This is a genomic window from Vibrio sp. 99-8-1 (genome assembly GCF_013114595.1).
Taxonomy (GTDB): domain Bacteria; phylum Pseudomonadota; class Gammaproteobacteria; order Enterobacterales; family Vibrionaceae; genus Vibrio.
Genome location: NZ_VTXE01000032.1, coordinates 1 through 22942, shown reverse-complemented (window position 1 = coordinate 22942; position 22942 = coordinate 1). Strand labels below are relative to the sequence as shown.

Here is a 22942-nt window from a genome sequence, read left to right as displayed (position 1 = left end):
TACTATGCCTCATTCGTTTGCCTTAGCATTGTAAAATATTGCAGTTTTTGTCGTTCGATTTAATTTATTTATACTCAAGATAGTGCTGAGACGTTTTTAATCCAATTGCTGTCTACGGCTATGAGCGTAAATGTTTGCGGCTATTATTTTCTAATTTGCTAAATAACAAAGATAAAATAAAGCAAAGAACAAAATAAGATAATCCAACAATAAGCCATATCTCAAAAATTAGCCCTGATGAATTTGCCATTTCTGTCCCCACAAATGTTAACTCTTGTATTGATATCAGTGAGACAATGGAAGAGTCTTTAATGAGTGAAATAGCCTGACCAGCTAAAGGAGGAGTAATTGCTGTGATCACTTGCGGAGCGACCACATAACGGTATTTCGACCAAGTAGAGAGGCCAAGAGCGTCAGCTGCTTCCCACTGTCCTCTTTCAACACCTTCTAGTCCAGCCCTAACGACTTCTGCAATGTAAGCTGCTGATAGCAATCCTACACATAAGATACCGGATAATAAGTTTTCCCAAAGATAGGCTTCACCAAATAACCAAGACTGTATTAGGTTTATATCCCCATTATGTTCTCTTAATAACGGCTCTAAACCGAGTAACGGAATAAGCTGATTAGAGATAAAGAAATAGAAGATAAACACGAATACCAAGGGAGGTATGTTCCGTATTAGCTGAATATACGCAGTGGCGGGTGCCTTGAGTAGCCAGTGGTTGGTATGACGAGCAACACCCAGTAATACCCCTAGAATCATGGCAAACAGCATTCCCCAAACGCTCAGCCGAATGGTAGAGAGTAATCCTTGGAAAAAATAGGGTAGGCTGCCATCTGCTCTAGGAGTAAAGATAAGCGACAGTGCGTTAGCCCAGTCCCAGTGATAGTTGGTATCAGCAGATGAGCGATGATAAATCCAAGCAAACGCTAAGGCAACAATGGCTAAAAGTAGATAATCGAGGGTATTCAATTTCAACTTTTTAGCTACTTTGGTGCCTTTTCTCCCAGAAATAGGTAAGGGATTACTTTTTATTATCATCGCAACTACTTCGCCTTATTGACCTTGAGCTACTTGGTTTTGCCAATCAAGGGTGGCAAACCAGTATTCGTAACGCTCTGCTAACCAGCCATCGTCAGTACGAGCTTTTATCCATTTGTTAAAGAATTCGGCTTTATCTTCTTCACCTAAACGAACGGCAAAAGCTTCGTTTCCTCGTGACAATCTTTCTTTAAATGGTAAAAACAGCACATCTGCGTGTTTAATTGCTTCATGTTCCGGTTTTGGACTGGATGCAATAACCGCATGAGCGTTGCCATTGAGTACTTCTTGAAAGGCTTGTGCGTCATCGTCAAATTGTAAGATTTTAGCTTTAGGAAAGGTTTCACGTGCAACTTGTACGGTAAAAGCGCCTCGGCGAGCGGCAATTTTTATGCGTCGTGAATTGAAATCGCTAAATTGACTAAATCCATCAGCCAGTTTTTTGTTTGCAGCGACTTGCACACCAGAGTGAGAATAAGGGCTGCTAAACAACACGCTTTTTGCACGCTCTTCAGTGACAGACATGCCGCCAATGATCACATCAAACTTTTTCGCTAAAAGGGCGGGAATAATACCGTCCCAAGCGGTAGGTACAAACTCTACCTTCCAGCCTGAGTCTTCCGCTAACTTTTTAGCAACATCAATTTCAAAGCCAATCAGTTCACCTTGTTTGTCCCTCATTGCCCAAGGAACAAATGTGGACATTCCTACTCGTAAAGTGCCTCGCTTATCGATACTGTCTACATTTGGACTGTTCGCCAATACGGTAAATGAGGTTAGTATGCCTAATAATATGGCTATCCCTGTTTTGATCGTTTTCACTCTCTTCTCTCCATATAGTTTTTCTCTCGACTCACGGTACTAGCGGCTGCGCCACTGAGAGCCTAGTTTGTGCTCCATATAAGCCGCCAACCCTGATAGTGAAAGGGTTAGTAGCAAATAAATTGCCGCTACAGTGAACCATATTTCGAATGGCATAGCGGTTTCAGAGACGATATTTCGTCCCTCTGTCGTTAAATCAAATATCGCCATAACGCTCACGATAGACGAGTTTTTTACCAGCGATACGGCTTCATTAGTAAGAGGGGGCAGCGTTTTCTGAATAACCTGTGGCAAAATAATGTCGCGGTAAGTAAAGAAGCGAGAAAGCCCCAGTGTACTTGCCGCTTCAAACTGCCCCTTATCAATGCTGTTTAAGCCTGCCCGAAAGACTTCCGCGGTATAGGCTCCCTGAAAAATAGCCAAAGCCAATACTGCCGTTGCGAAACGGTCTAGCCCTATCACGGGGCCAAATACGAAATAAAGGAGGTATATTTGAACCAACAAAGGCGTATTGCGAATGATCTCGATATAGCTACGGGCTAGAAAGCGGCCAACAATCGAGTTAGACAACCTAAGCAGCGCGGTAATCAAGCCTAAGATTAATGTGGCCGCAAGGCTTAACATGGAGACCTTAATTGTTACTAGAAGCCCTTCTAATAACTCTGCCGGCCACCATTGTTGGTCTTCATAGAACCATAAGTAATCGGGAATGCGATGCCATTGCCAACGATATCCCATTGCGTCTGCGCCACTGTCCAGCAACCAGCTGAGCCCTGCGAGCAATAACAGTATTTGCACGATAGCAGAAAGCGTGGGCTTGATAATAGTTGTCAGCATTAATGGCTCAGAATTTGTTTTAAGAAGGCTTGTGTGCGTTGATTTTGAGGTGATGAAAATAGTGTTTCTGGTGGTGCAACCTCAATGATTTCTCCTTCATCCATAAAAACAACGCGATCGGCGACTTTTTTAGCAAACCCCATTTCATGAGTCACACACACCATGGTCATACCATCTTGAGCCAATTCAACCATCACATCCAGTACTTCATTAATCATCTCAGGATCCAGTGCGGATGTTGGTTCATCAAACAGCATAATACTAGGCATCATACACAGTGAACGTGCTATCGCGACTCGTTGCTGTTGGCCGCCAGATAATTGCACAGGGAATTTTTCCGCTTGATCAGCAATATGAACCCGATTTAAAAAATGGAGTGCGCGCTCTTCAGCTTGTTGTTTTGACAGCTTCAACGTTCTCATTGGAGCAAGCGTGAGATTCTGTAAAACAGTGAGGTGCGGGAAAAGGTTGAAGTGTTGAAAAACCATACCGACTTTGCCCTGTTGTTGAGACAAATTTTGTTTTTCAAGAACCGTCAGTTTACCTGAGTTAATTGCTTCTAACCCATTGATACAACGAATTAATGTGGATTTCCCTGAGCCTGATGGGCCGCAGATAACCAAGATCTCGCCTTCATGAACAGATAACTTAATATCCGATAAAGCCTGAAAGTTATCAAACCACTTGTCTACATTCTCAAACTCAATGGCCAATGATTGGTTTTGGGTCAAAACTAACTCATTCTTTTTTGTATTTATTGCTAAGTATATACATAAATTTAACCAAAATGCAGAATTCACCTTAAATTCATGCAGTTTATAGTCATAAGAAAAAACAACTGTAAAATATATTTTACAAAGTGTGAAAAGTGTAAAAATAGCATTAATATTGAATTTTGTGCAAAAAACTGGTTGAAGTTCTCATTTTTAATAGATAAGTTACATGAATGATGAAAATAAAGGTCCTGCATACCGATAGATTACTTACTAGTGATAAATCGAGTATAGCGTGAGTACGATGTAATACAGGAAGAAGTGCAGTTATGTATCAAACTGATGATGTAAGAATTAATAGAGTTAAAGAGTTACTCCCGCCGGTGGCCGTTTTGGAAAAGTATGCCGCGACAGAAACCGCAGCCTCAACCACTTACCAAGCTCGAAAGGCGATTCATAATATTTTGCAAGACAAAGATGATCGTTTGCTCGTTGTTATTGGACCCTGTTCCATTCATGATCCTGAGGCAGCGTTGGAGTATGGAAAGAAGTTAAAAGTATTAAGAGACGAACTGGGTGATCGCCTAGAAATTGTCATGCGAGTCTACTTTGAAAAACCACGTACGACCGTTGGTTGGAAAGGGCTGATAAATGACCCGTATATGAACGACACCTACAAATTGAATGATGGCTTGAGAATTGGTCGTAAGCTTTTGTTGGACTTGACGGATATGGGAATGCCAACCGCCAGTGAGTTCTTAGATATGATTACCCCTCAGTATGTGGCGGACTTAATTAGCTGGGGAGCGATAGGTGCGCGAACTACGGAATCTCAGGTGCATCGTGAATTATCTTCTGGCTTATCTTGTCCTGTAGGCTTTAAAAACGGAACGGATGGCAACATCAAAATCGCCACAGATGCAATCCGTAGTGCCAGCGCCTCACACCACTTTTTATCGGTCACTAAGTATGGGCACTCTGCAATTGTAGAAACAGGCGGAAACCCTGATTGCCATATTATTCTGCGTGGCGGTAAAGAGCCAAATTATAGTGCAGAGCATGTCGCAACGATTAAGTCTCAGTTAGAAGCGTCAGGTTTAGGCCAAAAAGTGATGATCGATTTTAGCCACGCAAACAGTGCTAAAGACTATCGTCGCCAAATGGTGGTGTCGGATGATGTTTGCCAACAGATCTCGTCAGGTGACAGCGCAATATTTGGTGTGATGATTGAGTCGCATCTTGTTGAAGGTAGACAAGATTTGGTGGACGGCAAAGCTGCTTGCTATGGCCAGTCTATTACCGATGCTTGTATTGGTTGGGGTGATACAGAAAAAGTATTGCGTCAATTAGCCGATGCGGTCTCTGCCCGTCGTGCTTAATTCATAATAAAAACCTTCTTCACGAACTGACCCCCAATAGTTGGCCACTCCAATTATTGGGGGTCTTTTTTATATCTCTCAGCATCTTTAAAATGTTATTTATCTAAGTCATCCCTATAAAAATACAGTATTTATTGCTGACTGTAATTTAATATTAACTAATATAATTTGTTATCATAATTGCCATGTTAATAGTTGAATATGATATTCAATTGTTAATTATTAATGTTGAATACTGTTCTCTCAAAAATATTATATTAAGGGGTATTTATGAGAGTATGGTTATATGCAGCAGCGTTATCTTTAGTGTCGTTAGTAGGCTGCGGTGGTGGTGGTGATGGCGGTAGTGGTAGCGGTAGCGGAAATCCTGGAGCCCGTGTAGTCAAAAATGGTGTTTATACGAGTGATGTGGATAATACGGTAATGCTTATTGATGCTGAGAGAAAAGATTGGCCAGCGGTACTGTATGACAATGCAAACAAAGAACTATATCTTGTAGAGAAAGGGACGACATCTGCTGACCGCTATATTGGAGAAGGGTTATACTACACTAATCAGACTGGACAACTTAAATACGACGCAACAAAAAAAATGGAGGCCCGTTTTAACAATAACCAAGTCACTGTTGCGGGAACAAATATTTCGGGTCAAATCTTAACCTTCTTTATGAGCAAGAACCAAGCACCTTTCACTGTGTCCTATATGTATGGAAAGTCTATAAACATCAGCGAATCTGGCAACACTAAATCATGGGATTTTGAAGAAGATGGACAATTTACTATTACCGATAGTAATAATTGTATTTTTAATGGACAATTAACAGATAATGGATACTACTCTAGTGCAACTAATGTTGTTGTTAGCAATTGTAATGATCCAGATTATGATGCAAATAATTATAAAGTGATCATCTTTCCTTTTACTCGAGGGAATAGTCCCTTTTACTTTTATCTAGCCTTGAGAGAAAATCCTGATGGTTCTTTATTCTTTGTGAGAAGTTATTATTTCCCGAAAGTATAAATTAAAAGTATTACCCATCACTCGAATTAAAAAGCTACCTTTAGGGTAGCTTTTTAATGAGTTGTTTTCTGTCTCAAATAGTATTTGATTGTCTGATATTTATTATGCAATATGATGCCCTAAATAATAAAAATAAGAGTATTGCATGTTTTCAATAACGATAGATAAAGAGATAAAGTTGGCGCTAGTTGAGCCTTCATTTGCCTGCCAATATGTCAAGCTTGTTGCTGATGATATTGAGTATTTAAGTGAATGGCTACAGTGGCCGCCACATTGTCAGACTGAAGAGGACTTTAGAGGTTTTGTTAGTCGTTCTTTACATGACTATGCCGACGGTAAAAGCATCACCTGTGCCATGATGTATTGTGACGAGGTTGTCGGGAACATCAGTTTTAATTCTATCCGCAAAGATGTTAAATCGGTAGAGATCGGCTACTGGATCGCATCCAAATACCAAGGGAAGGGTATTGTTTCTCGATCGGTTTCAGCATTGATAGATATGGCCTTTCAACAGTTAGCAATGGAAAAAGTGCAGATATCGGCTGCTGAAGGAAATAGAGCCAGCCGCGCTGTCTGTGAGCGATTAGGGCTGCGTCTAGAAGGTACAGTAACCAACGCGGAAAACTTACATGGTCGTATTGTGGACCATACCATTTATGCGATGCACAAAAAGAATTGGCTAGAGCACAAACGGTGAGCATTGCCCCAAGGTGTTTAATATAGTGAGTGAGGCAGGGGAAACTACAGCGTGCAAGCCAATACGCTGGCTGTCATCTGCCTCTCCTCCCTAAGCCTACGCGTTAATAAATTGTTATAAGGGGGATTTCGGCTAATCGTTAAGCGAGTAGATTGAGTTTATGCTTAGGTAATAAGGATAGACAATGAATCATCGACAATCTGCACAGCAACATTTTGATCAGAGCTCACAAAATATTGTGGTAGGGGATAGCCAATCTTGCCCACTTCCTATCGAGCAGCTAATTAATATCACTGAAGCCTCACCCTATGTTAAACACGTTTATACTCACGGGCTTACCGCAGAAATCTTCCATTTAAGTATCGATGGCAACGAATTTACATTAAAAAAGAAGCGTGCTGAATCTAAGGTTTTGAATGTTGACGGAAAATACTCTTTCCTGAATGAAGTTCAACGCCGTAACGACTTCGAACGTTTGAAGCGCCAATCTAATCAGTTTGTTCATATTGTTGACACTATTTACGCCAACTATCGGCAAGGGATTATTTTGTCTCCGTGGATAGAAGGAGAGGAGATATCTTCACTTAACCAAAACACTATCGCTCAACTGTTTACTACTTTGCTGGCATGTGAGCAGCAAGGGCTGTTTGAATGGGATTTGTGTGCGGGCAATATTCTTGTTGATCGCAGTGGAGATATTAAGTTGTTTGATTTTGGCTATATGTACCGTTTTGATCCTCTGCATGAGATAAACAGCAACGGTTTAGCTGATCCAATTTTTCATTTGTTAGAACGGTTCGAAACTCGATTTCTGTTTGGTTGGTTGCTTACTCAGCCTATAAGTGAACAGCAACAGAAAATGATCTATCAAATGGTAAAAGAGCAAGCGAGCATGGTTTATGAACAAAAGTTGGCGTGGCTTAAAAGCAATCACGCTGATCGAGACGTGGTACAGCATGCTGAGATGATCTATTTACAGTGTAAAGAGACACTAAGTAGTGAGCAGCAGCGAGACAAATGGTTTCTATTGGACTCTTTTCGTTCTCATGTACTGGATATCGAAGATGACCTACATGGAAAAAGTTGTACTTCGTTGACGCTAAGGAGAATAGATGTAGTCGAACAGTTGTTAGCGAATCATTTTGAACTACTTAGTCACAACGGTGCGTTTTTCTATGGTAACCGTAATAAGAGTGCTGAGGCTCTATTGAATGATTATCGGCAAAAAAGAGAGCTAGCTCGTCAATATTGTTTGTAAATCTATATTGCTTGTAAATCTATATCGCTTGTAAACCAATAGCCAGTGAATGATGGCCAATAAGCTCTCGCTTTGGTGCGACTTTTGACATTTTTTAGGCAAAAAAAGCAGGTAAAAGTGGGACCTTTTACCTGCAAAAAAGACAATACACTCAACACGATCTTACTAAATTTGATTTGATGAGCTTGCTTTTATACCAATGCTTCTTCTTTTGGTGTGGCACAAGCGACTTTTTTAAACTCTCTCGCGAAGTAAACGAGCGCATCTTTATCTTTGTTGACCACAATATTGTCAACTTCGACAAAGAACACACTGTGCGTACCTACTTCAGATATATCGGCTACTCGGCCTTCTAAGCTTGCTAGGCAGCCCGATAATACAGGCACTCCGTGCAGATTTTTTTGCCATACCGGATTGGCAAAGCGCTCTTCCATCGTCATATCTGTCATACCAGCAAAGTCTAACGACAATTGTTGGTGCTCTGCTGCGCAGACATTAATGCACACCTGCTTGTTGGCTTTAATGAGTTCATTTGATGCGCTGTTGCGATTCACGCACACCATGATAGTAGCCGGTGTATCAGTGACTGAACATACTGCTGTTGCCGTTAATCCTACTGTCCCAGCATCGCCACCCGTGGTCACAATATTTACTGCAGCCGCTAGATTTGACATTGCATCTCGAAATAGTGGTTGATTAGACATCCTTATCCGTCCCTTCATGGTTAATGTGATGTTAATTTTCTGTGCTAAGTCAATAAATGAAAATAGACGAAATCAGCTAAAGCTTGCACTTTTCATAGAATTTGTTGTGGGTATTCACTACTAAGAGCTTAGTGTTTTCAGGGTTTGTAGTGTTTTTTTTGATCATGGGTTGGACAAAAAGAAAAAACTGGCCGTCGCTATATTAAATAATGAAATGTGATCAAATGCGCATATTTGTTAACAAAAATTCAATATTAATCCAAAATAAATTCTTTGTTAATCATTGGGTTAAGTAAAAAATGTAGCGAGAATGGGGTAAATGTTGACTAAAATTGTCTAGTAATTAGTTAAGATGTTAATTAAGATGTTTAATATGTTAACTAATATGCGCCGATTTTATCGTCGTAACAAGAATAAGAATATTGGCAAAGGAAGGTCAAACTATGCTTACTCAAGAGCAGATTCAGAAAGCCGCAGAAAAATTGTATACAGCAGAGAAAGAGCGCTACCAAATACCTGCCCTGACCCTTGAACACCCAGATATGACCATGGAAGATGCATACGCTATCCAGAGTGAGTGGGTGGAAAGAAAGAAGAGTGAAGGTGCTAAAGTTCGAGGATATAAAATTGGCTTGACCTCTAGAGCCATGCAGATGGCGGTTAATATTGACCAACCAGATTATGGCGTATTGCTGGATGATATGTTTTTTGAAGATGGTGCTCAAATTCCAGTTGGTGACTTTCTTGATCCTCGTATTGAAGTTGAACTCGCCTTTGTTCTTAAGTCGCCGCTAAAAGGCGAAAACGTCACGATATTCGACGTTCTAAATGCCACGGATTACATCATCCCTTCTTTAGAGCTTATTGCTGCCCGCTGCCACCGTACTGACCCTGAATCCGGCTATACCCGTAAGGTTTATGACACCATTGCAGACAACGCTGCTAACGCCGGCATTATCGTAGGCGGACGCCCTATTAAACCGATGGATTTTGATATGCGTTGGGCTGGCGCCATGTTGTACCTAAATGGTCAGATTGAAGAGACAGGTTTAGCAGCAGGTGTGCTAGGTAACCCTGCAAATGGTATCTGCTGGGTCTGTAAGCGTTTTGCTCCCCATGATATCGGCCTAGAACCGGGGCAAGTCATTCTGTCTGGCTCATTTACCCGCCCAGTACCTGTGAAAGCAGGAGACACCATCCATGCTGATTTTGGTCCACTTGGTGGCATTTCCGTTAAGTTTGTCTAGATAGGTAAAGGTTATGTTGCCAGAAAACACGTTTAAAAAAGCCCTACAAAATGACGAAACATTGTGGGGATTATGGTTAGGTTTACCGGACACCTCTTGCGCGGAAATATGCGCAGGGGCGGGATTTGATTGGTTGTTAATTGATGGTGAGCACGCACCATTTGAGTTGAAAACGATTCTGCATCACCTTCAAGCATTAGCGCCTTATCCGGTCTCTCCTATTGTTCGTCCTGAGAATGGATCAATATCGTTGATCAAAAGGTTGTTAGATGTTGGTGCACAGACCTTATTAGTTCCTATGGTTAATAGCGCAGAGCAAGCGAAAGAACTTGTCTCTGCGGTTCGTTATCCGCCAGAAGGTATTCGTGGAATGGGCAGCTCTCTTGCCCGAGCCGCTCGCTGGAATAAAGTGCCGCAGTATCTACAAAAAGCCAATGATGAGATCTGTTTGATAGTTCAAGTCGAAACGTTAGAAGCGATGGATAACCTTGAACAGATAGTGGCTGTAGATGGGGTTGATGGGGTGTTTATCGGCCCATCCGATCTGTCCGGTGCTATGGGGCACGTTGGCAACCCAGACCATCCAGAAGTGGTGGCGAAAATTGAATGGGCGATGGAGGTGATTAAGCAGTCTGGAAAGGCGTCAGGCATTCTTTCGCTCAATTTGCAAAACGCTCAGCAGTTTGCTGAAACTGGGACCAAGTTTATTGGGGTAGGTGTCGATACGCTGCTACTAAGGACGGGCGCAGAGCAACTTATCCAAAAAGTTAAAAATCAAAATACGCCAACAGGTAATGAACCTGTATCAAGCGGCTACTAATGTAAATAAAAGGATTTCTAATGAGTTCAAACCAAATAGTGAAAGGTAAACTTGTTTGTGTCGCGCTCAATGATGCGAGCCAACTTGCTCAGCTAGACAGCACATTCAATGAAAAACCGTATCTCAAACCGCCAACGCAGCCGGTACTGTATTTTAAAACCCATAATACGTGGTCTACTGATGAGGCCAAGATTGCACCAGCAAAAGATGGCCAATCACTGGTTGTAGGAGCCAGTATCGCTGTGGTTATTGGTAAGCAGTGTTGCCGTGTTAGCGAAGAGAGCGCAGTTGAGTATATTGGTGGTTTATCTCTGGTTCACGATTTCTCGTTACCTGAAACTAGCTACTACCGCCCGGATATTAAAGGGAAGTGTCTTGATGGTTCTGCACCTGTGGCACAAAAGCCAGTGGCGATGTCTGATATCTCTTCTTTGCAAGATTTAGAGGTGACGACCTCTGTTAACGGCCAGCAGCAACGCACGCTAAAAGTGACAGATTTACACCGAAGTGTAGAACAGCTTATCAGTTTGATTTCGACCATTATGACCCTAGAGGCCGGAGATGTTATCGCGGTTGGCTTCCCTGGGGAACGCATTCCAGTGCAAGCAGGTGATAGTGTCAGTTCAACGATGAGTGGTTTTGTTCAACTTAATAATTCGGTAATGGGAGAGTAACAATGAAGAGAGCACGCGTACTCTTTCAAGAGACAGTATATCAAGTAGAAGTGACTCAAGCTGGTGAATTAATAACAGACTCTGGCGAGAAACTGAATGAAGAGCAAGTCACTTGGCTTTCACCAATTGAAAAACCGGGAACCATATTTGCGCTGGGTTTGAACTATGCTGACCATGCCTCAGAACTGGCTTTTGCGCCACCAACTGAGCCGTTAGTGTTTATTAAAGGGCCAAATACTTTAACGGGCCACAAGCAAAACTCCTATCGTCCTGATGATATTGAATTTATGCATTACGAGTGTGAGTTGGTTGCTGTTATTGGTAAAGAAGGAAAGGATATTCCTCGCGAAGAGGCGATGGACTATGTTGCGGGATACACCATTTGTAATGACTTTGCTATCCGAGACTACCTAGAAAATTACTATCGACCAAACCTTAGAGTAAAAAGTCGCGACTCATTATGTCCAATTGGCCCTTGGTTAATAGACAAGGATGATGTGGGCGACATAAGCGACCTGAAACTGGAAACGACAGTTAATGGTGAAGTGACTCAGCAAGGCACAACCGCAGATATGATTTTTGATGTTCCGTTTTTGATTGAGTATCTCAGCGCCACGATGACGCTTAAACCCGGCGACATGATTGCTACCGGCACACCTAAAGGGCTCAAGGATATGCAGCCTGGTGATGTGGTTGTCTGCTCTATCGAAAAAATAGGGGCATTAGAAACCCATATGGTTTCGGAGCAAGAGTTTTACGGGTCAAATTATTAGACACTGTTCGATCGGCCTCGGCCGATCTTCAAACAATATATAACGACGATAGGCCAATATCTTTAGCGTAAATAACCTTAGCGTCAATGATTAAAAGGGACGAAATTATGAGTCAGGAACTTCAAAACAATATTGATAAAGCCGCTACCTATTTAGCTCGCTTTAAGGACAAAACACTCGGTCATTACATTAATGGTGAGTGGACGCTAGGAACAGAAGGTGAAACCTTTGATAACACTTCACCCATTGATAGCCAATCGTTAGGCATGGTAGTAAAAGCCACCAAAGAAGATGTGGCGGCTGCGTGTGATGCGGCACAAGCTGCTCAAGCTGAATGGGCAGCAATGAATGGAGCAAAGCGTAAAGCCATTTTGCATAAACTGGCAGACAAAATTGAAGCGAGAGCAGAAGAGATTGCTTTAGTAGAGTCTTCCGATTGTGGTCAGCCTCTGCGTTTTATGCGCCAAGCCGCTGTTCGTGGCGCCGCTAACTTTCGATTCTTCGCGGATAAAGCGCCAGAAGCTCGCAATGGTTTAGCTCTGCAGCAAGATACTCATACTAACTTTACCGTCCGTACTCCAATTGGGCCAGTTGCGGTTATTACACCTTGGAATACGCCTTTTATGCTATCGACATGGAAGATAGCTCCGGCGTTAGCGTCAGGTTGTACGATTGTTCATAAGCCAGCTGAGTTTAGCCCTCTAACTGCGGCTATTCTAGCAGAGTGTGCAGAAGAAGCAGGACTGCCAGCAGGTGTCTGGAACATGGTTAACGGCTTTGGTGAAGTGGCAGGTAAAGAGCTAACGCAACATAAAGCGATTAAAGCAATTGCGTTTGTTGGTGAAACGGTTACCGGCTCTATGATTCAAAAACAAGCCGCCGATACGTTGAAGCGCTCTCACTTTGAGCTGGGTGGCAAAAACCCGGTAATCGTCTTTGATGACGCGGATTTTGAGCGCGCCCTCGATGCTGTAGTGTTTATGATATACAGTCTAAACGGTCAACGTTGTACCAGTTCAAGTCGACTATTGGTGCAATCGGGTATTAAAGACAAATTTATCGCTGCATTAAAAGAGCGTGTGGCCAATATTAAAGTCGGGCATTCGTTGGATCCAGCCACAGAGGTTGGTCCGCTAGTACATAGCTCTCACTACAACAAAGTTTTGAGTTATGTTGATGCCGCGATTGAAGATGGCGCAACGGTTGCTGTTGGTGGCAAAAAAATTACCACACTTGGCAATGGTAATTACCTAACGCCAACTCTATTCACCGATGCAGATAATAGTATGCGAATTGCTCGTGAAGAAATTTTTGGCCCAGTACTAACGGCGTTAACGTTCGACACGGAGCAAGAAGCCATTCAGATGGCGAATGATACCGATTACGGCCTGGCCGCTTATATCTGGACTAAAGACACCGGGCGTTCTATGCGTATGGCTCATGCTGTTGAGTCTGGTATGGTTTGGGTTAACTCAGAAAATAACCGTAACCTTCCGTCACCATTTGGTGGTGTGAAAATGTCTGGTGTAGGCCGCGATGGTGGTGACTGGAGTTTCGATTTCTATATGGAAACTAAGAATGTTTGTATCGCCTTTGATACGCACACGGTTCCCGTACTCGGTCGATAACTAGCGATTAGCTAAAGGTGATTAAAACGTGGTTTAAAGAGGCCCTGTTTTAGTCACCACCTTATCAGATGATTTATTAAAACAAGATAAACAAAAGGAACTTGAATGCCACACTTTATCGTTGAGTACTCTGCCAATATCGAAGAACAGTTGGATATTCCACAACTGCTGAAAGTGTTGAATGACACGGCAGTCTCCACAGGTGTTTTTCCTTTGGGGGGCATTCGTAGCCGTGCGATTCGCTGTGAACATTTTCGAGTTGCTGAAGGTGCCGCTGAAAATGGCTTTATTCATTTAACCGCTAAAGTGGGAAGTGGGCGGCCAATCGAAACATTACAGCAAGCTGGAGATACTATTTTTCAGGCGTTTACTGATTTTTTACAGCCTATTTTTTCCAGCCGCTATTTAAGTATTGGATTTGAGCTTACCGAGTTACATCCCGTACTTAATTACAAAAAAAACAATATACATGAAAAACTGAAAGCACTGTCCAATAACCAATAACGGAATTTAATTGAATTTTAATTAGAGCTTACGAGGCTTTGATTTACCTAACAGGGAGATAGACAAGATGGGTGAACTTGTTGTTGCTGCAAAAATTACGCACGTACCGACCATGCTTATGTCGGAGCAGCCAGGGAAATTATTTGGTTGTCGTGATCACGCTATAAATGGCCATAAAGAGATCGCCCAATTGGCGCGTGACAATAACGTTGATACGGTTGTGGTATTAGATACACACTGGCTAGTGAATGCGGGTTACCACATTAATTCTAAAGCGCACTTTAAAGGGGTATTTACCAGTAACGAATTCCCTCATTTTATTAAGGACTTACCTTATGAGTATGAAGGTAATTCTAAACTGGGTGATTTGATTGCGGATATCGCGACCGAAAAAGGGGTGTTTACCCTTTCTCATCAAGTGGAATCTTTAGAGCTTGAGTACGGAACCTTGGTTCCAATGCGTTATATGAATGAAGATAAGCACTTTAAAGTGGTCTCTGTTGCGGCAATGTGTACCGTGCATAGCTTAGAGTCGTCACGCAAGTTGGGTGAAGCCATTCGTGAAGCGATAGAAGCCAGTGATAGCCGAGTGATGCTATTGGCCTCTGGTTCATTATCACACCGTATTTGGGATAACGAAGATTACGCCGCCAACAACGGAACGTTCACTATCTCTAAAGAGTTCAACCGTCAGATGGATCTGCATGTATTAGAGATGTGGGAGAATGGCGATATCGACACTTTCCTTAAAATGTTGCCTGATTACGCGGATAAATGTGATGGTGAAGGTGGAATGCATGATACCGCTATGCTGTTCGGAGCGCTTGGTTGGGATAACTACAAAGGCAAAGGCCGAATTGTAAGTGAGTACTTCCCGAGTTCGGGAACAGGACAAGTTAACGTACTGTTTGAGGTGTTGTAGTCACATGTTTGTCACCGATACGAGTTTAAGCTGGCAATCGGCTCTGTTGATTGCACAAGCAGCCATTGAGTACGCAGAGAGTAACCAACTTAAAGTCTCAGTATCGGTGCTGGATAGACACGGCAACCCGCTCAGCCAGATACGCATTAATCATGCTGCACTTCCTTGCACGCAGATTTCCGCAGATAAAGCCTATACCGCAGTGAGTTTTGGTTTTGCCACTAAAGAGTGGAACAGCCGATTAGAGGCGAAACCTTCCTTGCTGCATGGCTTGTCTCATCAAAAACGCATGGTGCTGTTTGCTGGTGGAGAGCCCATCTATTACCACGACCAGCTAGTCGGAGCGATCGGTGTGTCTGGTGCAAGCGAAGACCAAGATGCCGCCTGCGCAAATGCAGGCGTAGCGGCGTTTCAGCAACAGGCTATTCAGCAGTCTCGCGCTATGCCGTTGCATGGTTCGCACTGTTATTCATCCCATGAATAAAGACAATCAACTGACCCTATTTTTAATTCTAATGGCAATGGTTAGCCCTGTTGCCCTCAATATTGTCGCCCCCATCATGCCGTTGCTGGCGGAACAGTTTTCTTCTTCAGGTAACATCATTCAGTTGAGTTTTACGGCTTATTTGGCAACGCTGGCAATTGGTCAGTTGTTTGCAGGGCCGATCGCGGACAAATATGGTAAACGACGCTTACTATTGTGGGGATTTGGGCTGCATATTGTTGGTGGCTTGGTGGGTGTTTTTGCCAGTTCTGTCTCTTTGATACTGCTAAGTCGAGTGATGCAGGCCGCAGGCGGCTGCATTGGTATGATGCTGGCTCGCAGTATACTTGTTGATATTTACCCGTCAGAAAAAGCGGTTGAGAAGCTGAGTTACATCACCATGGGTGTGGCCGTTTCGCAAGCTATTGCACCAACCATCGGCGGTGTGTCAGCAGAGATTTTTGGCTGGCATTCGGTATTTTATTTGCCAATGTTTATGGCATTTTGTGTCTGGTTAGGGGTTTTCTTTCAGTATCCAAAGCCTATTACTGAAAAAAACGTGGCGAGAAAATCTTCTTTTTTGGCCACGTATCGCTGGCTAATATCAAATAGGGTATACACCAGCCTTGCATTATCGAGTACCTTAATTGCCTGTGGTTTTTTTGCGTTTGTAACTTGCGCTCCGTTTATTGCTCATCAACTGCTGGGAGATAATTTAACGCAGTATGGCTTTTGGTTTCTGTTTGTTGCACTCGGCTTTATGGCTGGTAGCTTTGCCAGTGCGCAGCTGTCGGCTAAATGGTCACATGCCACCACAATTGTCGCCGGCCATTGCCTTTCGTTAGTGGGCGCCGTGACTATGCTGCTATCGTTGAGCTTTTATTCCGTCAGTTACCAGACACTGTTTCTTTCCATGGCCATTTTTACTTTTGGGCGGGGGTTAAGCCAGCCTCACCTGCAGTCTTTATCGATTTCTGCTGTGCCGGTTAATCGGGCGTCAGCTTCTGGTTTACTTGGTTTTATCCAGCTATTATTGGGCGCACTGTTTGCACAGCTCATTGGTCTGTTAGTCGAGTATATTGGCTTTATTATGTTGCCTATATTGCTAACGAGCTTTGCCATCATCGCTATCGTTTTATATCTCTACTGTCACCACTATTTAATGCCGCAGCAAGAGACAACTATGCCCTCGACAAACTGATGGAAGACAGAAAGATTGTCGACTTTTTACAAGGATCTAGGTAATGCAATTAAATGATATGAGTTTGTTTAAACAACAATGTTACATCAATGGTCAATGGAAAAGTGCTCTTGATGGCGATGTAACCGCGATCACCAACCCATCTACCGATGAGGTGATTGGTCATGTGCCTAATATGGGACAAAAAGAGACCCAAGAAGCGATTGAGAGCGCTCAGGTTGCATTTAAATTGTGGAAAAAAGAGACTGCCGAGCATCGTGCTAAAGTGCTTCGTCGTTGGTATGAGCTTATGCTTGAGCATTGTGATGATCTTGCCACCATCATGACGACCGAACAAGGTAAGCCATTTAACGAAGCAAAAGGTGAAGTGATGTACGCCGCCAGCTTTATAGAGTGGTTTGCGGAGGAAGCACGTCGTGCTTACGGGGATATCATTCCAACCCATAAAAGTAGTGCGAGAATCTTAGTCACCAAAGAGCCTATTGGTGTTGTCGCCGCCATTACGCCTTGGAACTTTCCAGCTGCAATGATCACCAGAAAATGTGGCCCTGCATTTGCCGCAGGTTGCCCTGTTATCTTAAAGCCGGCGCCTGACACTCCTTTTACCGCTTTGGCGTTGGCAGAGCTTGCAGAGCGAGCAGGGATACCAAAAGGGGTATTTAGTGTCGTTACTGGAGATGCCATTGCCATCGGTGGCGAGCTAACTCAAAGTAAAGTGGTGCGTAAACTCTCGTTTACTGGCTCAACCAATGTCGGCAAAATTTTGATGGAGCAATCGGCATCGTCGGTTAAAAAACTCTCTTTAGAGTTAGGTGGAAATGCACCGTTTATTGTCTTTGACGATGCGGATATTGATGCCGCTGTAGAAGGGGCCATGATCGCCAAGTTCCGTAATGCCGGACAGACTTGTGTGTGTGCCAACCGACTCTTTGTTCATAGCAAAGTGTATGATGAGTTTGCTACTAAACTGGCGAACAAAGTTGCTCAATTAAAAGTGGGAGACGGCTTTGAAGAAGGCGTTTCTATCGGCCCTCTTATTAATGACGCCGCGGTAAATAAAGTCACCGAACATATCCAAGACGCTTGCGATAAAGGCGCTAAGGTACTTTATGGCCAGTTGCCTCCACAGGGCAGTCGGTTAGTGGTTCCTCATGTGTTAATCGGTATAACAGATCAAATGCAAGTGGCAACGGAAGAGACGTTTGGTCCTCTTGCGGCGCTGTTTTCGTTTGAGACCGATGAAGAGGTGTTACAGCGAGCTAACGACACCGAATTTGGTTTAGCGTCTTATGTTTATACTCAATCTCTTGCTAGAGCTTGGAACGTCGCTGAAGAGCTGGAGACAGGAATTGTAGGTATAAATGAAGGGCTGATATCGACAACCTTAGCGCCATTTGGTGGCGTAAAAGAGTCCGGTCTTGGCCGTGAGGGTTCTCATTTAGGTATGGATGATTACTTGGAGTCAAAATACATGTTAATGGGCGGTTTATAACCGTCACTGGATTAAAAAAACCAGCGTTTGTACGCTGGTTTTTTTGTCAAGCGAGCTCATTGTCGAACTGAACTGAGCGAACGGTGCCTTAATTAGCGATAGCGGTCATAAATCTTCTCGATAGTGCCATCTTTTACTAACTTATCAATCGCCTTGTTGAACCTAGGTAACGCCTCTTCTTTGTTTGGATGCAAGCGCAGCATCATATCGAGCGAGTTGTAGGTTTTACCTACCACGACTCGTTTATTTATATGTTGCTGTTGAATTTCATACTGAGCAAAATCTTTATTGATGAGTGCTTGATCGAAGCGACCAGCAAGCAATAACTTGATCAGTATATTTTCATTTTTTACCGACGATGTTTTGATACGCCCATCGTTAAAATAGTGTGAGAATTTAGGGTAGTGGTACCCTTTTATGACTCCTACTGTTTTGTCTAATAGGTCATCTGGTCCATTAACTCTGATATGGTGGTCACTATTAAATAGGATAACCTCTTCGGCCACGGTAAATGGGATACTATAAACACCAATGACCTTTGACTTCCCTCGATACGCTGGATTGGTCATCGGCTCAATATCGATCTCACCTACTTCGAACTTATGCAGAGCTCGATTAAAAGGAACCCTGACATACTCAAAGGTATCACCTGTTTCTTCAGCAATGGCTGAGTAAATATCTTTGATCGTTCCTGTCCGTGCATCATCTTCTTCAAAAAAGTAAGGTGGGAATGATCCTGTATGCAGCATTACGTGGAACGTTTCAGCTGACACCAATGAAGAGAATAGAGAAATGAACAAGATAGTAATGGATTGTCGCAATGGTAGATATCTCATTTGTAATTTGTATGGAGTAAAGTCGAACAATTAATAATAGCCTAGTCAATAGCGATCAAGCTGACAAAAGTAATGTGTCACTATGTGAGATTGAACGACTTTGAGGTTGAAACAGGTTCAATAGTAAAAGGTGTGCCTGTTAGCACTTTCTTCTATGGATGCTATCAGTTTTTGCTGAGTCTCAGGAATAAGACTTTAGAACAATCCTTTTGACCTTTACATAACCTTACACTAATTATGGTTAAAAGGAGTATGATTTATGTGGGAAATTGGTAAAGGAGATGACCATGAATAAATATATCTTTTCTATATTACTCGGTTGCCTAACTATTTCTCTTTCAGTGGATGTTGCTGCAAAAGGAAATGGTCGAATGGGGATGTCTCAAGCTCCTGTCTTTGCAGATATTGATGTAAACCAAGATGGTTTGATATCTGAAGAAGAGTTTGTTGATTTCCAAAAGGCAAGACAGGAACTTCGTAGATCAGAAGGTCGTTTATTAAAGAATTCAGTTTATAGCGATGAGATGTTTGAACGCATTGACGTCGACCATGACGAGTTCATTAATATGGATGAGTTTCAATCGCATAGAGGCTCTAGGAGATTTTCAAATCTATAAGGTCCTCTAAATTGAGAGGTAACTTTCCTGTTGCCTCTCAATATAATCTCACCTTGTTCCTTTGTTCCTTTGTTCCTTTGTTCATCGTAATTTGTAGAGTGGTAACAAGGAAAACAATATTTGCGTTCGCAATGTGACAAGCCAATGCATTGTAGCCATGACAAAGACACCGTTAATCCATTAACTCACGGTGTCTTTTCTTTTCTGTTTTGTTCTTATTCCTGATCTTGTTGTTTATAGTGATTCAGCAGCGTTAACAAAAATAGGCGTATTTCATTGCTCAACGCATCGTTGTTGGTGCCTTCGATACAGGCATTCAGAATAAAGTCTTCAACTTGTAAGTAGAAATCGGGTTGAGAATTGTTCGCTGAGTTCATAGCTAGATCCTATGTAGATTCTGGTTAATCACCATTCAAAGGTTCCTAATCAAGGGGTGGCGAACTGAACAAGGTTAGGAACTACCGCTACATAGGAAACGGCGCGCCGAAGCGCCCTCGCTCAGCTCACCATAATGTTGTTTTTTGCCGTTAAAATAGGCAATGCCATTAAATTCAGGTGTGCTAAAGCCGCACATTATTATCCAGTTAAAGCTGGTATCAATGCGCCTATGTATTTGAATGCAGGGTTCCTAATCCCGACACTGGATTTTGCCAGTGCGAGCTAAGCATATGATTTCTAGGGTTGAAGTGTCAATAAATTAAACTTGATGGCGATTCCCGTTTACGCTTGGTTTTTGTGGCCTGTTTTTGGCGAAGAGTTAGCCAAAAACAGAACCTTAGACTCTAGGCATTAAACTAGAATAAGTAACTTGAAGTGTTAATTGCTTGCAGAGACAGTGCGATATCCAAATCGAGCCAAGTAATGCCAAACTTTTTTGACGTCTTGTTCGTCATAACCTTGCTCTGTAATGGCTAACCCCAGTATTCTCGCATTAATCTTACCGTTATGAGCCAGCTCTGTAGCGAGTTCGATAAATTGCTGCCCACGATAGTCAGGATGACGACGCATTTCCTCAAGACTTAGCTCATAACCATGGTGCCATTTTATCGGCACACCCAGTTTTGAGGCATATTCAGCGACATTTGTAGAGCGATAAATCGGGTCTAACACAACACATTCAATATCTTCTTTTACCGATACAATCCCATGAACGTGGGCCTCAATATAGTCATCTAACAAATCCACATTTGATGACGAAGCTTTATCAATGAGTGTCATTAAGTTGCTAGAGACAGCAAAATCTTCGGGCTGAAAAAAACTATCTGGGTAGCAAAATGTTGTTCGCTCAAAAATGTGAGGCTTCAATTGAAAGAAAGAAGAACCAAAACGACAGGAAGCCCCTGCTGCATAATGGCGATAATTTAGCGCACCATATTTTGGTCTGAGGTTGTTTGGGGCATTATCGTACGCGCCATCAAAGACACTTTGTTCCCACGACCATCGCTCACCGCCAGCATATGCCGTTAAACCACCATTGCTTGTCGCTGTTTCAAATTGAGATTTCAAAAAACCATCATCCGCAATAGCTTGAAGCAGCGGCTTATTGTTTGACGTATAACGGTCTGGGTGAAAATTAATTGTAATAGCGCAACTTAAAGAACCCTTCATTCCTTTCGACTTCAATCGGATATTTTCGATCGCTTGCTCTACGGCATTTTTAGCCATGAAACCTCCTGTTTGCGATAAAGGGCATAACGTTGTTTATACGGGAGAACGTCACTTTTAATCTTCATATAATGCCCGCTCTTAATGAATGCTTCAAATTGAAATCAATTGATGAGTAACGAAGTTGGATGAGTAGGCTTTCTAGCGAAGCGTAATCAAATTAAGCGGAGACAAGTCATAAACAATCGGCTTGTTCTCATGCGAGGTGTGGAAATATTTGAGTTACTGAGTGTCACTGGTCTGGGAAGCGATAGTTTGTTCTATTAGCTCGTTGCTGGGGCTCGGTAGTTAAATAAGCCCCTTGATAGGGGGCAATCAAATCCACCTGCTGTGCAGGTGGATTGTTTACATCGTGTCATTATAGAGAATAATGGAGTTTTAAAATTTATAAGCCATAGTAAAATAATGACCAAATCCAGTAGACTCGTTCTTACCAGCGAAGCCCATTGCACCATCTTTTATACCATAAGTATCATGAAAATACTTCAAGCCGTAACCCACAGCATACTGTTTAGAGTGCCAGTAAATACCATGAAAGGTTCCACCTCCTGATGTGGAAAGACTTGGTTGATCCTCATACTTATCAGCACCGAACATGTAATCTAAATAGCCTTGATACGAAATAAACGAGCCATTCTCAAAGAAATAAAAAGGTTTAAACCAGTTCATAGAAAACATATAACCATTAAATGAGTTCTCATCTTTGTTGCCAAAGTTTTCCACCGAATAACGAGAGTATAAATTCATTCCCATTTTTCCAAGAAAAGGAATTTCCACATCCGAACCTAAGCCTAACAATATTTCAAGCTGGTTAGGGCCTGCACTAGTTACGTTTGCGATATAAAGCTCTTGGACAGGACCAAATGACAAATCTTTTCCGGTTAATGCATCTAGAGACATTCTAGGCGCAAACTTTACAAATAGGTTTTGTCCATCATGCTTGTCACTATCAGATGAATTTGTTACATCAAATAAATCAACATAACCATACAAATCGAATATTCCTGAACGACCTCCAAACTCCATCTCGAAATATGTATCTTGATATCCTTCTCCCTGAACATGAGGCTTCTGATCTATAGTATGAATTAAATCAAGCTGAATCCATTTATAATCATCCTTGTGAACATCATCTGTATATTGTTTTGAGTTAGCTCCGAACGACAGCAAGGAAAATAATACAACAACAGAAGTAAAACTTATTTTCATAATTACTCTTCTCTAAGTTAAAATAAATATGCCTAATGTAACTAGACAAAGAATATATTAATGAAAGTCACTGTATGATCGACGGCAAATGTCCGAATTGAAATGAGCAACTTGGCATTTAAAGAAAGTATTTTATTAAAATAAAAATCAAAAAAAGCCCATCAAAGATGGGCGAATAATGTTTGAAAGACAGGGTTAAATAGAAATATCAATATTTAAATGAGCTAACTAATAAATCAAACTTATAAGATAATTCCTTCAAAGATTTTGTATACTCAGTTAATTTTTCAGTGACCCTGTAAATAATTCTGTGTAACTGCCATTGGTTACAAGTATTCAGTTAATCGGTCTTCGAACATAATCATAAAGCGGTTCAGCGCTTGCTTCCAGTTTCG

Annotated in this window: 24 protein-coding genes; 15 read left to right on the top strand and 9 right to left on the bottom strand. The window is 42.2% G+C overall.

The genetic code is table 11. The annotated features are described in order from the left end of the window. Nucleotides 1-118: 118 nt before the first annotated feature. The 4 genes from F0227_RS16845 to F0227_RS16830 are packed head-to-tail and all read right to left on the bottom strand — an operon-like array spanning nt 119 to nt 3435. Entirely contained in the window at nt 119-1045 is a 927-nt protein-coding gene (locus F0227_RS16845) for an amino acid ABC transporter permease (protein ID WP_171754409.1), read from the bottom strand. 15 nt (nt 1046-1060) lie between these two features. After that, nucleotides 1061-1867: a transporter substrate-binding domain-containing protein gene (locus tag F0227_RS16840; RefSeq protein ID WP_171754408.1), complete on the bottom strand. Its 807-nt coding sequence runs from the start codon at nt 1865-1867 to the stop codon at nt 1061-1063. A 39-nt stretch (nt 1868-1906) separates the two neighbouring features. Further along, nucleotides 1907-2704, bottom strand: coding sequence for an amino acid ABC transporter permease (locus F0227_RS16835; protein ID WP_171754407.1), 798 nt, complete (start codon nt 2702-2704; stop codon nt 1907-1909). After that, a complete protein-coding gene (locus F0227_RS16830; RefSeq protein WP_301338372.1) occupies nt 2704-3435 on the bottom strand; it encodes an amino acid ABC transporter ATP-binding protein in 732 nt (243 codons plus the stop codon). Before F0227_RS16830 ends, F0227_RS16835 begins: the two co-directional genes overlap by 1 nt. A gap of 311 nt (nt 3436-3746) precedes the next feature. Here F0227_RS16830 and aroG point away from each other — a divergent pair, with 311 nt between their 5' ends. The 4 genes from aroG (at nt 3747) to F0227_RS16810 (ending at nt 7771) form a co-directional block, all read left to right on the top strand. Next, nucleotides 3747-4796 carry a 3-deoxy-7-phosphoheptulonate synthase AroG gene (aroG, locus tag F0227_RS16825; RefSeq protein ID WP_171754406.1) on the top strand — a complete coding sequence of 350 codons (1050 nt, stop codon included), beginning with the start codon at nt 3747-3749 and terminating at the stop codon, nt 4794-4796. A gap of 270 nt (nt 4797-5066) precedes the next feature. After that, nucleotides 5067-5816, top strand: coding sequence for a hypothetical protein (locus F0227_RS16820; protein ID WP_171754405.1), 750 nt, complete (start codon nt 5067-5069; stop codon nt 5814-5816). Nucleotides 5817-5961: 145 nt separating this feature from the next. Beyond that, nucleotides 5962-6513 carry a GNAT family protein gene (locus tag F0227_RS16815; protein WP_171754404.1) on the top strand — a complete coding sequence of 184 codons (552 nt, stop codon included), beginning with the start codon at nt 5962-5964 and terminating at the stop codon, nt 6511-6513. 184 nt (nt 6514-6697) lie between these two features. Continuing rightward, nucleotides 6698-7771 (top strand): AarF/UbiB family protein, encoded by a 1074-nt coding sequence (locus F0227_RS16810; RefSeq protein ID WP_171754403.1) that lies wholly within the window; start codon nt 6698-6700, stop codon nt 7769-7771. A 191-nt stretch (nt 7772-7962) separates the two neighbouring features. Here the strand turns inward: F0227_RS16810 and hpaC are convergent, their stop codons facing one another. Then, nucleotides 7963-8475, bottom strand: a complete 513-nt coding sequence (gene hpaC / locus F0227_RS16805; RefSeq protein WP_171754402.1) for a 4-hydroxyphenylacetate 3-monooxygenase, reductase component — start codon at nt 8473-8475, stop codon at nt 7963-7965. A gap of 443 nt (nt 8476-8918) precedes the next feature. Between hpaC and hpaH the strand changes: the two genes are divergently transcribed. From hpaH to F0227_RS16755, 10 genes are all read left to right on the top strand, one after another. Continuing rightward, on the top strand, nt 8919-9722 hold the full coding sequence (gene hpaH, locus F0227_RS16800) for a 2-oxo-hept-4-ene-1,7-dioate hydratase (RefSeq protein WP_171754401.1): 804 nt from the start codon (nt 8919-8921) through the stop codon (nt 9720-9722). A gap of 13 nt (nt 9723-9735) precedes the next feature. Next, on the top strand, nt 9736-10542 hold the full coding sequence (hpaI, locus tag F0227_RS16795) for a 4-hydroxy-2-oxoheptanedioate aldolase (protein ID WP_171754400.1): 807 nt from the start codon (nt 9736-9738) through the stop codon (nt 10540-10542). 20 nt (nt 10543-10562) lie between these two features. After that, nucleotides 10563-11216 (top strand): fumarylacetoacetate hydrolase family protein, encoded by a 654-nt coding sequence (locus F0227_RS16790; protein WP_171754399.1) that lies wholly within the window; start codon nt 10563-10565, stop codon nt 11214-11216. A gap of 2 nt (nt 11217-11218) precedes the next feature. After that, on the top strand, nt 11219-11989 hold the full coding sequence (locus F0227_RS16785) for a fumarylacetoacetate hydrolase family protein (RefSeq protein ID WP_171754398.1): 771 nt from the start codon (nt 11219-11221) through the stop codon (nt 11987-11989). 107 nt (nt 11990-12096) lie between these two features. Next, the gene (gene hpaE / locus F0227_RS16780) at nt 12097-13617 is read left to right on the top strand and encodes a 5-carboxymethyl-2-hydroxymuconate semialdehyde dehydrogenase (protein WP_171754397.1); all 1521 of its coding nucleotides are present in this window, start codon (nt 12097-12099) and stop codon (nt 13615-13617) included. A 105-nt stretch (nt 13618-13722) separates the two neighbouring features. Continuing rightward, the gene (locus F0227_RS16775) at nt 13723-14121 is read left to right on the top strand and encodes a 5-carboxymethyl-2-hydroxymuconate Delta-isomerase (protein ID WP_171754396.1); all 399 of its coding nucleotides are present in this window, start codon (nt 13723-13725) and stop codon (nt 14119-14121) included. A gap of 67 nt (nt 14122-14188) precedes the next feature. Next, nucleotides 14189-15043 (top strand): 3,4-dihydroxyphenylacetate 2,3-dioxygenase, encoded by an 855-nt coding sequence (hpaD, locus tag F0227_RS16770; RefSeq protein ID WP_171754395.1) that lies wholly within the window; start codon nt 14189-14191, stop codon nt 15041-15043. A gap of 4 nt (nt 15044-15047) precedes the next feature. Beyond that, nucleotides 15048-15527 carry a heme-binding protein gene (locus tag F0227_RS16765; RefSeq protein WP_171754394.1) on the top strand — a complete coding sequence of 160 codons (480 nt, stop codon included), beginning with the start codon at nt 15048-15050 and terminating at the stop codon, nt 15525-15527. Beyond that, complete coding sequence (locus F0227_RS16760; protein WP_171754393.1) at nt 15520-16728, top strand: multidrug effflux MFS transporter; 1209 nt, start codon at nt 15520-15522, stop codon at nt 16726-16728. The genes F0227_RS16765 and F0227_RS16760 overlap by 8 nt, the downstream gene beginning before the upstream one ends. Nucleotides 16729-16771: 43 nt before the next feature. Continuing rightward, nucleotides 16772-18220 carry an NAD-dependent succinate-semialdehyde dehydrogenase gene (locus F0227_RS16755; RefSeq protein ID WP_171754392.1) on the top strand — a complete coding sequence of 483 codons (1449 nt, stop codon included), beginning with the start codon at nt 16772-16774 and terminating at the stop codon, nt 18218-18220. A 92-nt stretch (nt 18221-18312) separates the two neighbouring features. On the opposite strand, the gene F0227_RS16750 is transcribed toward F0227_RS16755, so the two are convergent. Next, on the bottom strand, nt 18313-19041 hold the full coding sequence (locus tag F0227_RS16750; RefSeq protein WP_216613455.1) for a transporter substrate-binding domain-containing protein: 729 nt from the start codon (nt 19039-19041) through the stop codon (nt 18313-18315). Nucleotides 19042-19343: 302 nt separating this feature from the next. Here F0227_RS16750 and F0227_RS16745 point away from each other — a divergent pair, with 302 nt between their 5' ends. Then, entirely contained in the window at nt 19344-19673 is a 330-nt protein-coding gene (locus F0227_RS16745; protein WP_171754390.1) for a hypothetical protein, read from the top strand. 215 nt (nt 19674-19888) lie between these two features. Here F0227_RS16745 and F0227_RS16740 read toward each other — a convergent pair whose 3' ends face one another. From F0227_RS16740 to F0227_RS16730, 3 genes are all read right to left on the bottom strand, one after another. Then, nucleotides 19889-20050, bottom strand: a complete 162-nt coding sequence (locus F0227_RS16740) for a hypothetical protein (RefSeq protein WP_171754389.1) — start codon at nt 20048-20050, stop codon at nt 19889-19891. A gap of 439 nt (nt 20051-20489) precedes the next feature. Beyond that, nucleotides 20490-21338, bottom strand: coding sequence for a DUF3626 domain-containing protein (locus F0227_RS16735; RefSeq protein WP_171754388.1), 849 nt, complete (start codon nt 21336-21338; stop codon nt 20490-20492). Nucleotides 21339-21716: 378 nt separating this feature from the next. After that, nucleotides 21717-22547, bottom strand: coding sequence for an outer membrane protein OmpK (locus tag F0227_RS16730; RefSeq protein WP_171754387.1), 831 nt, complete (start codon nt 22545-22547; stop codon nt 21717-21719). Nucleotides 22548-22942 lie beyond the last annotated feature (395 nt).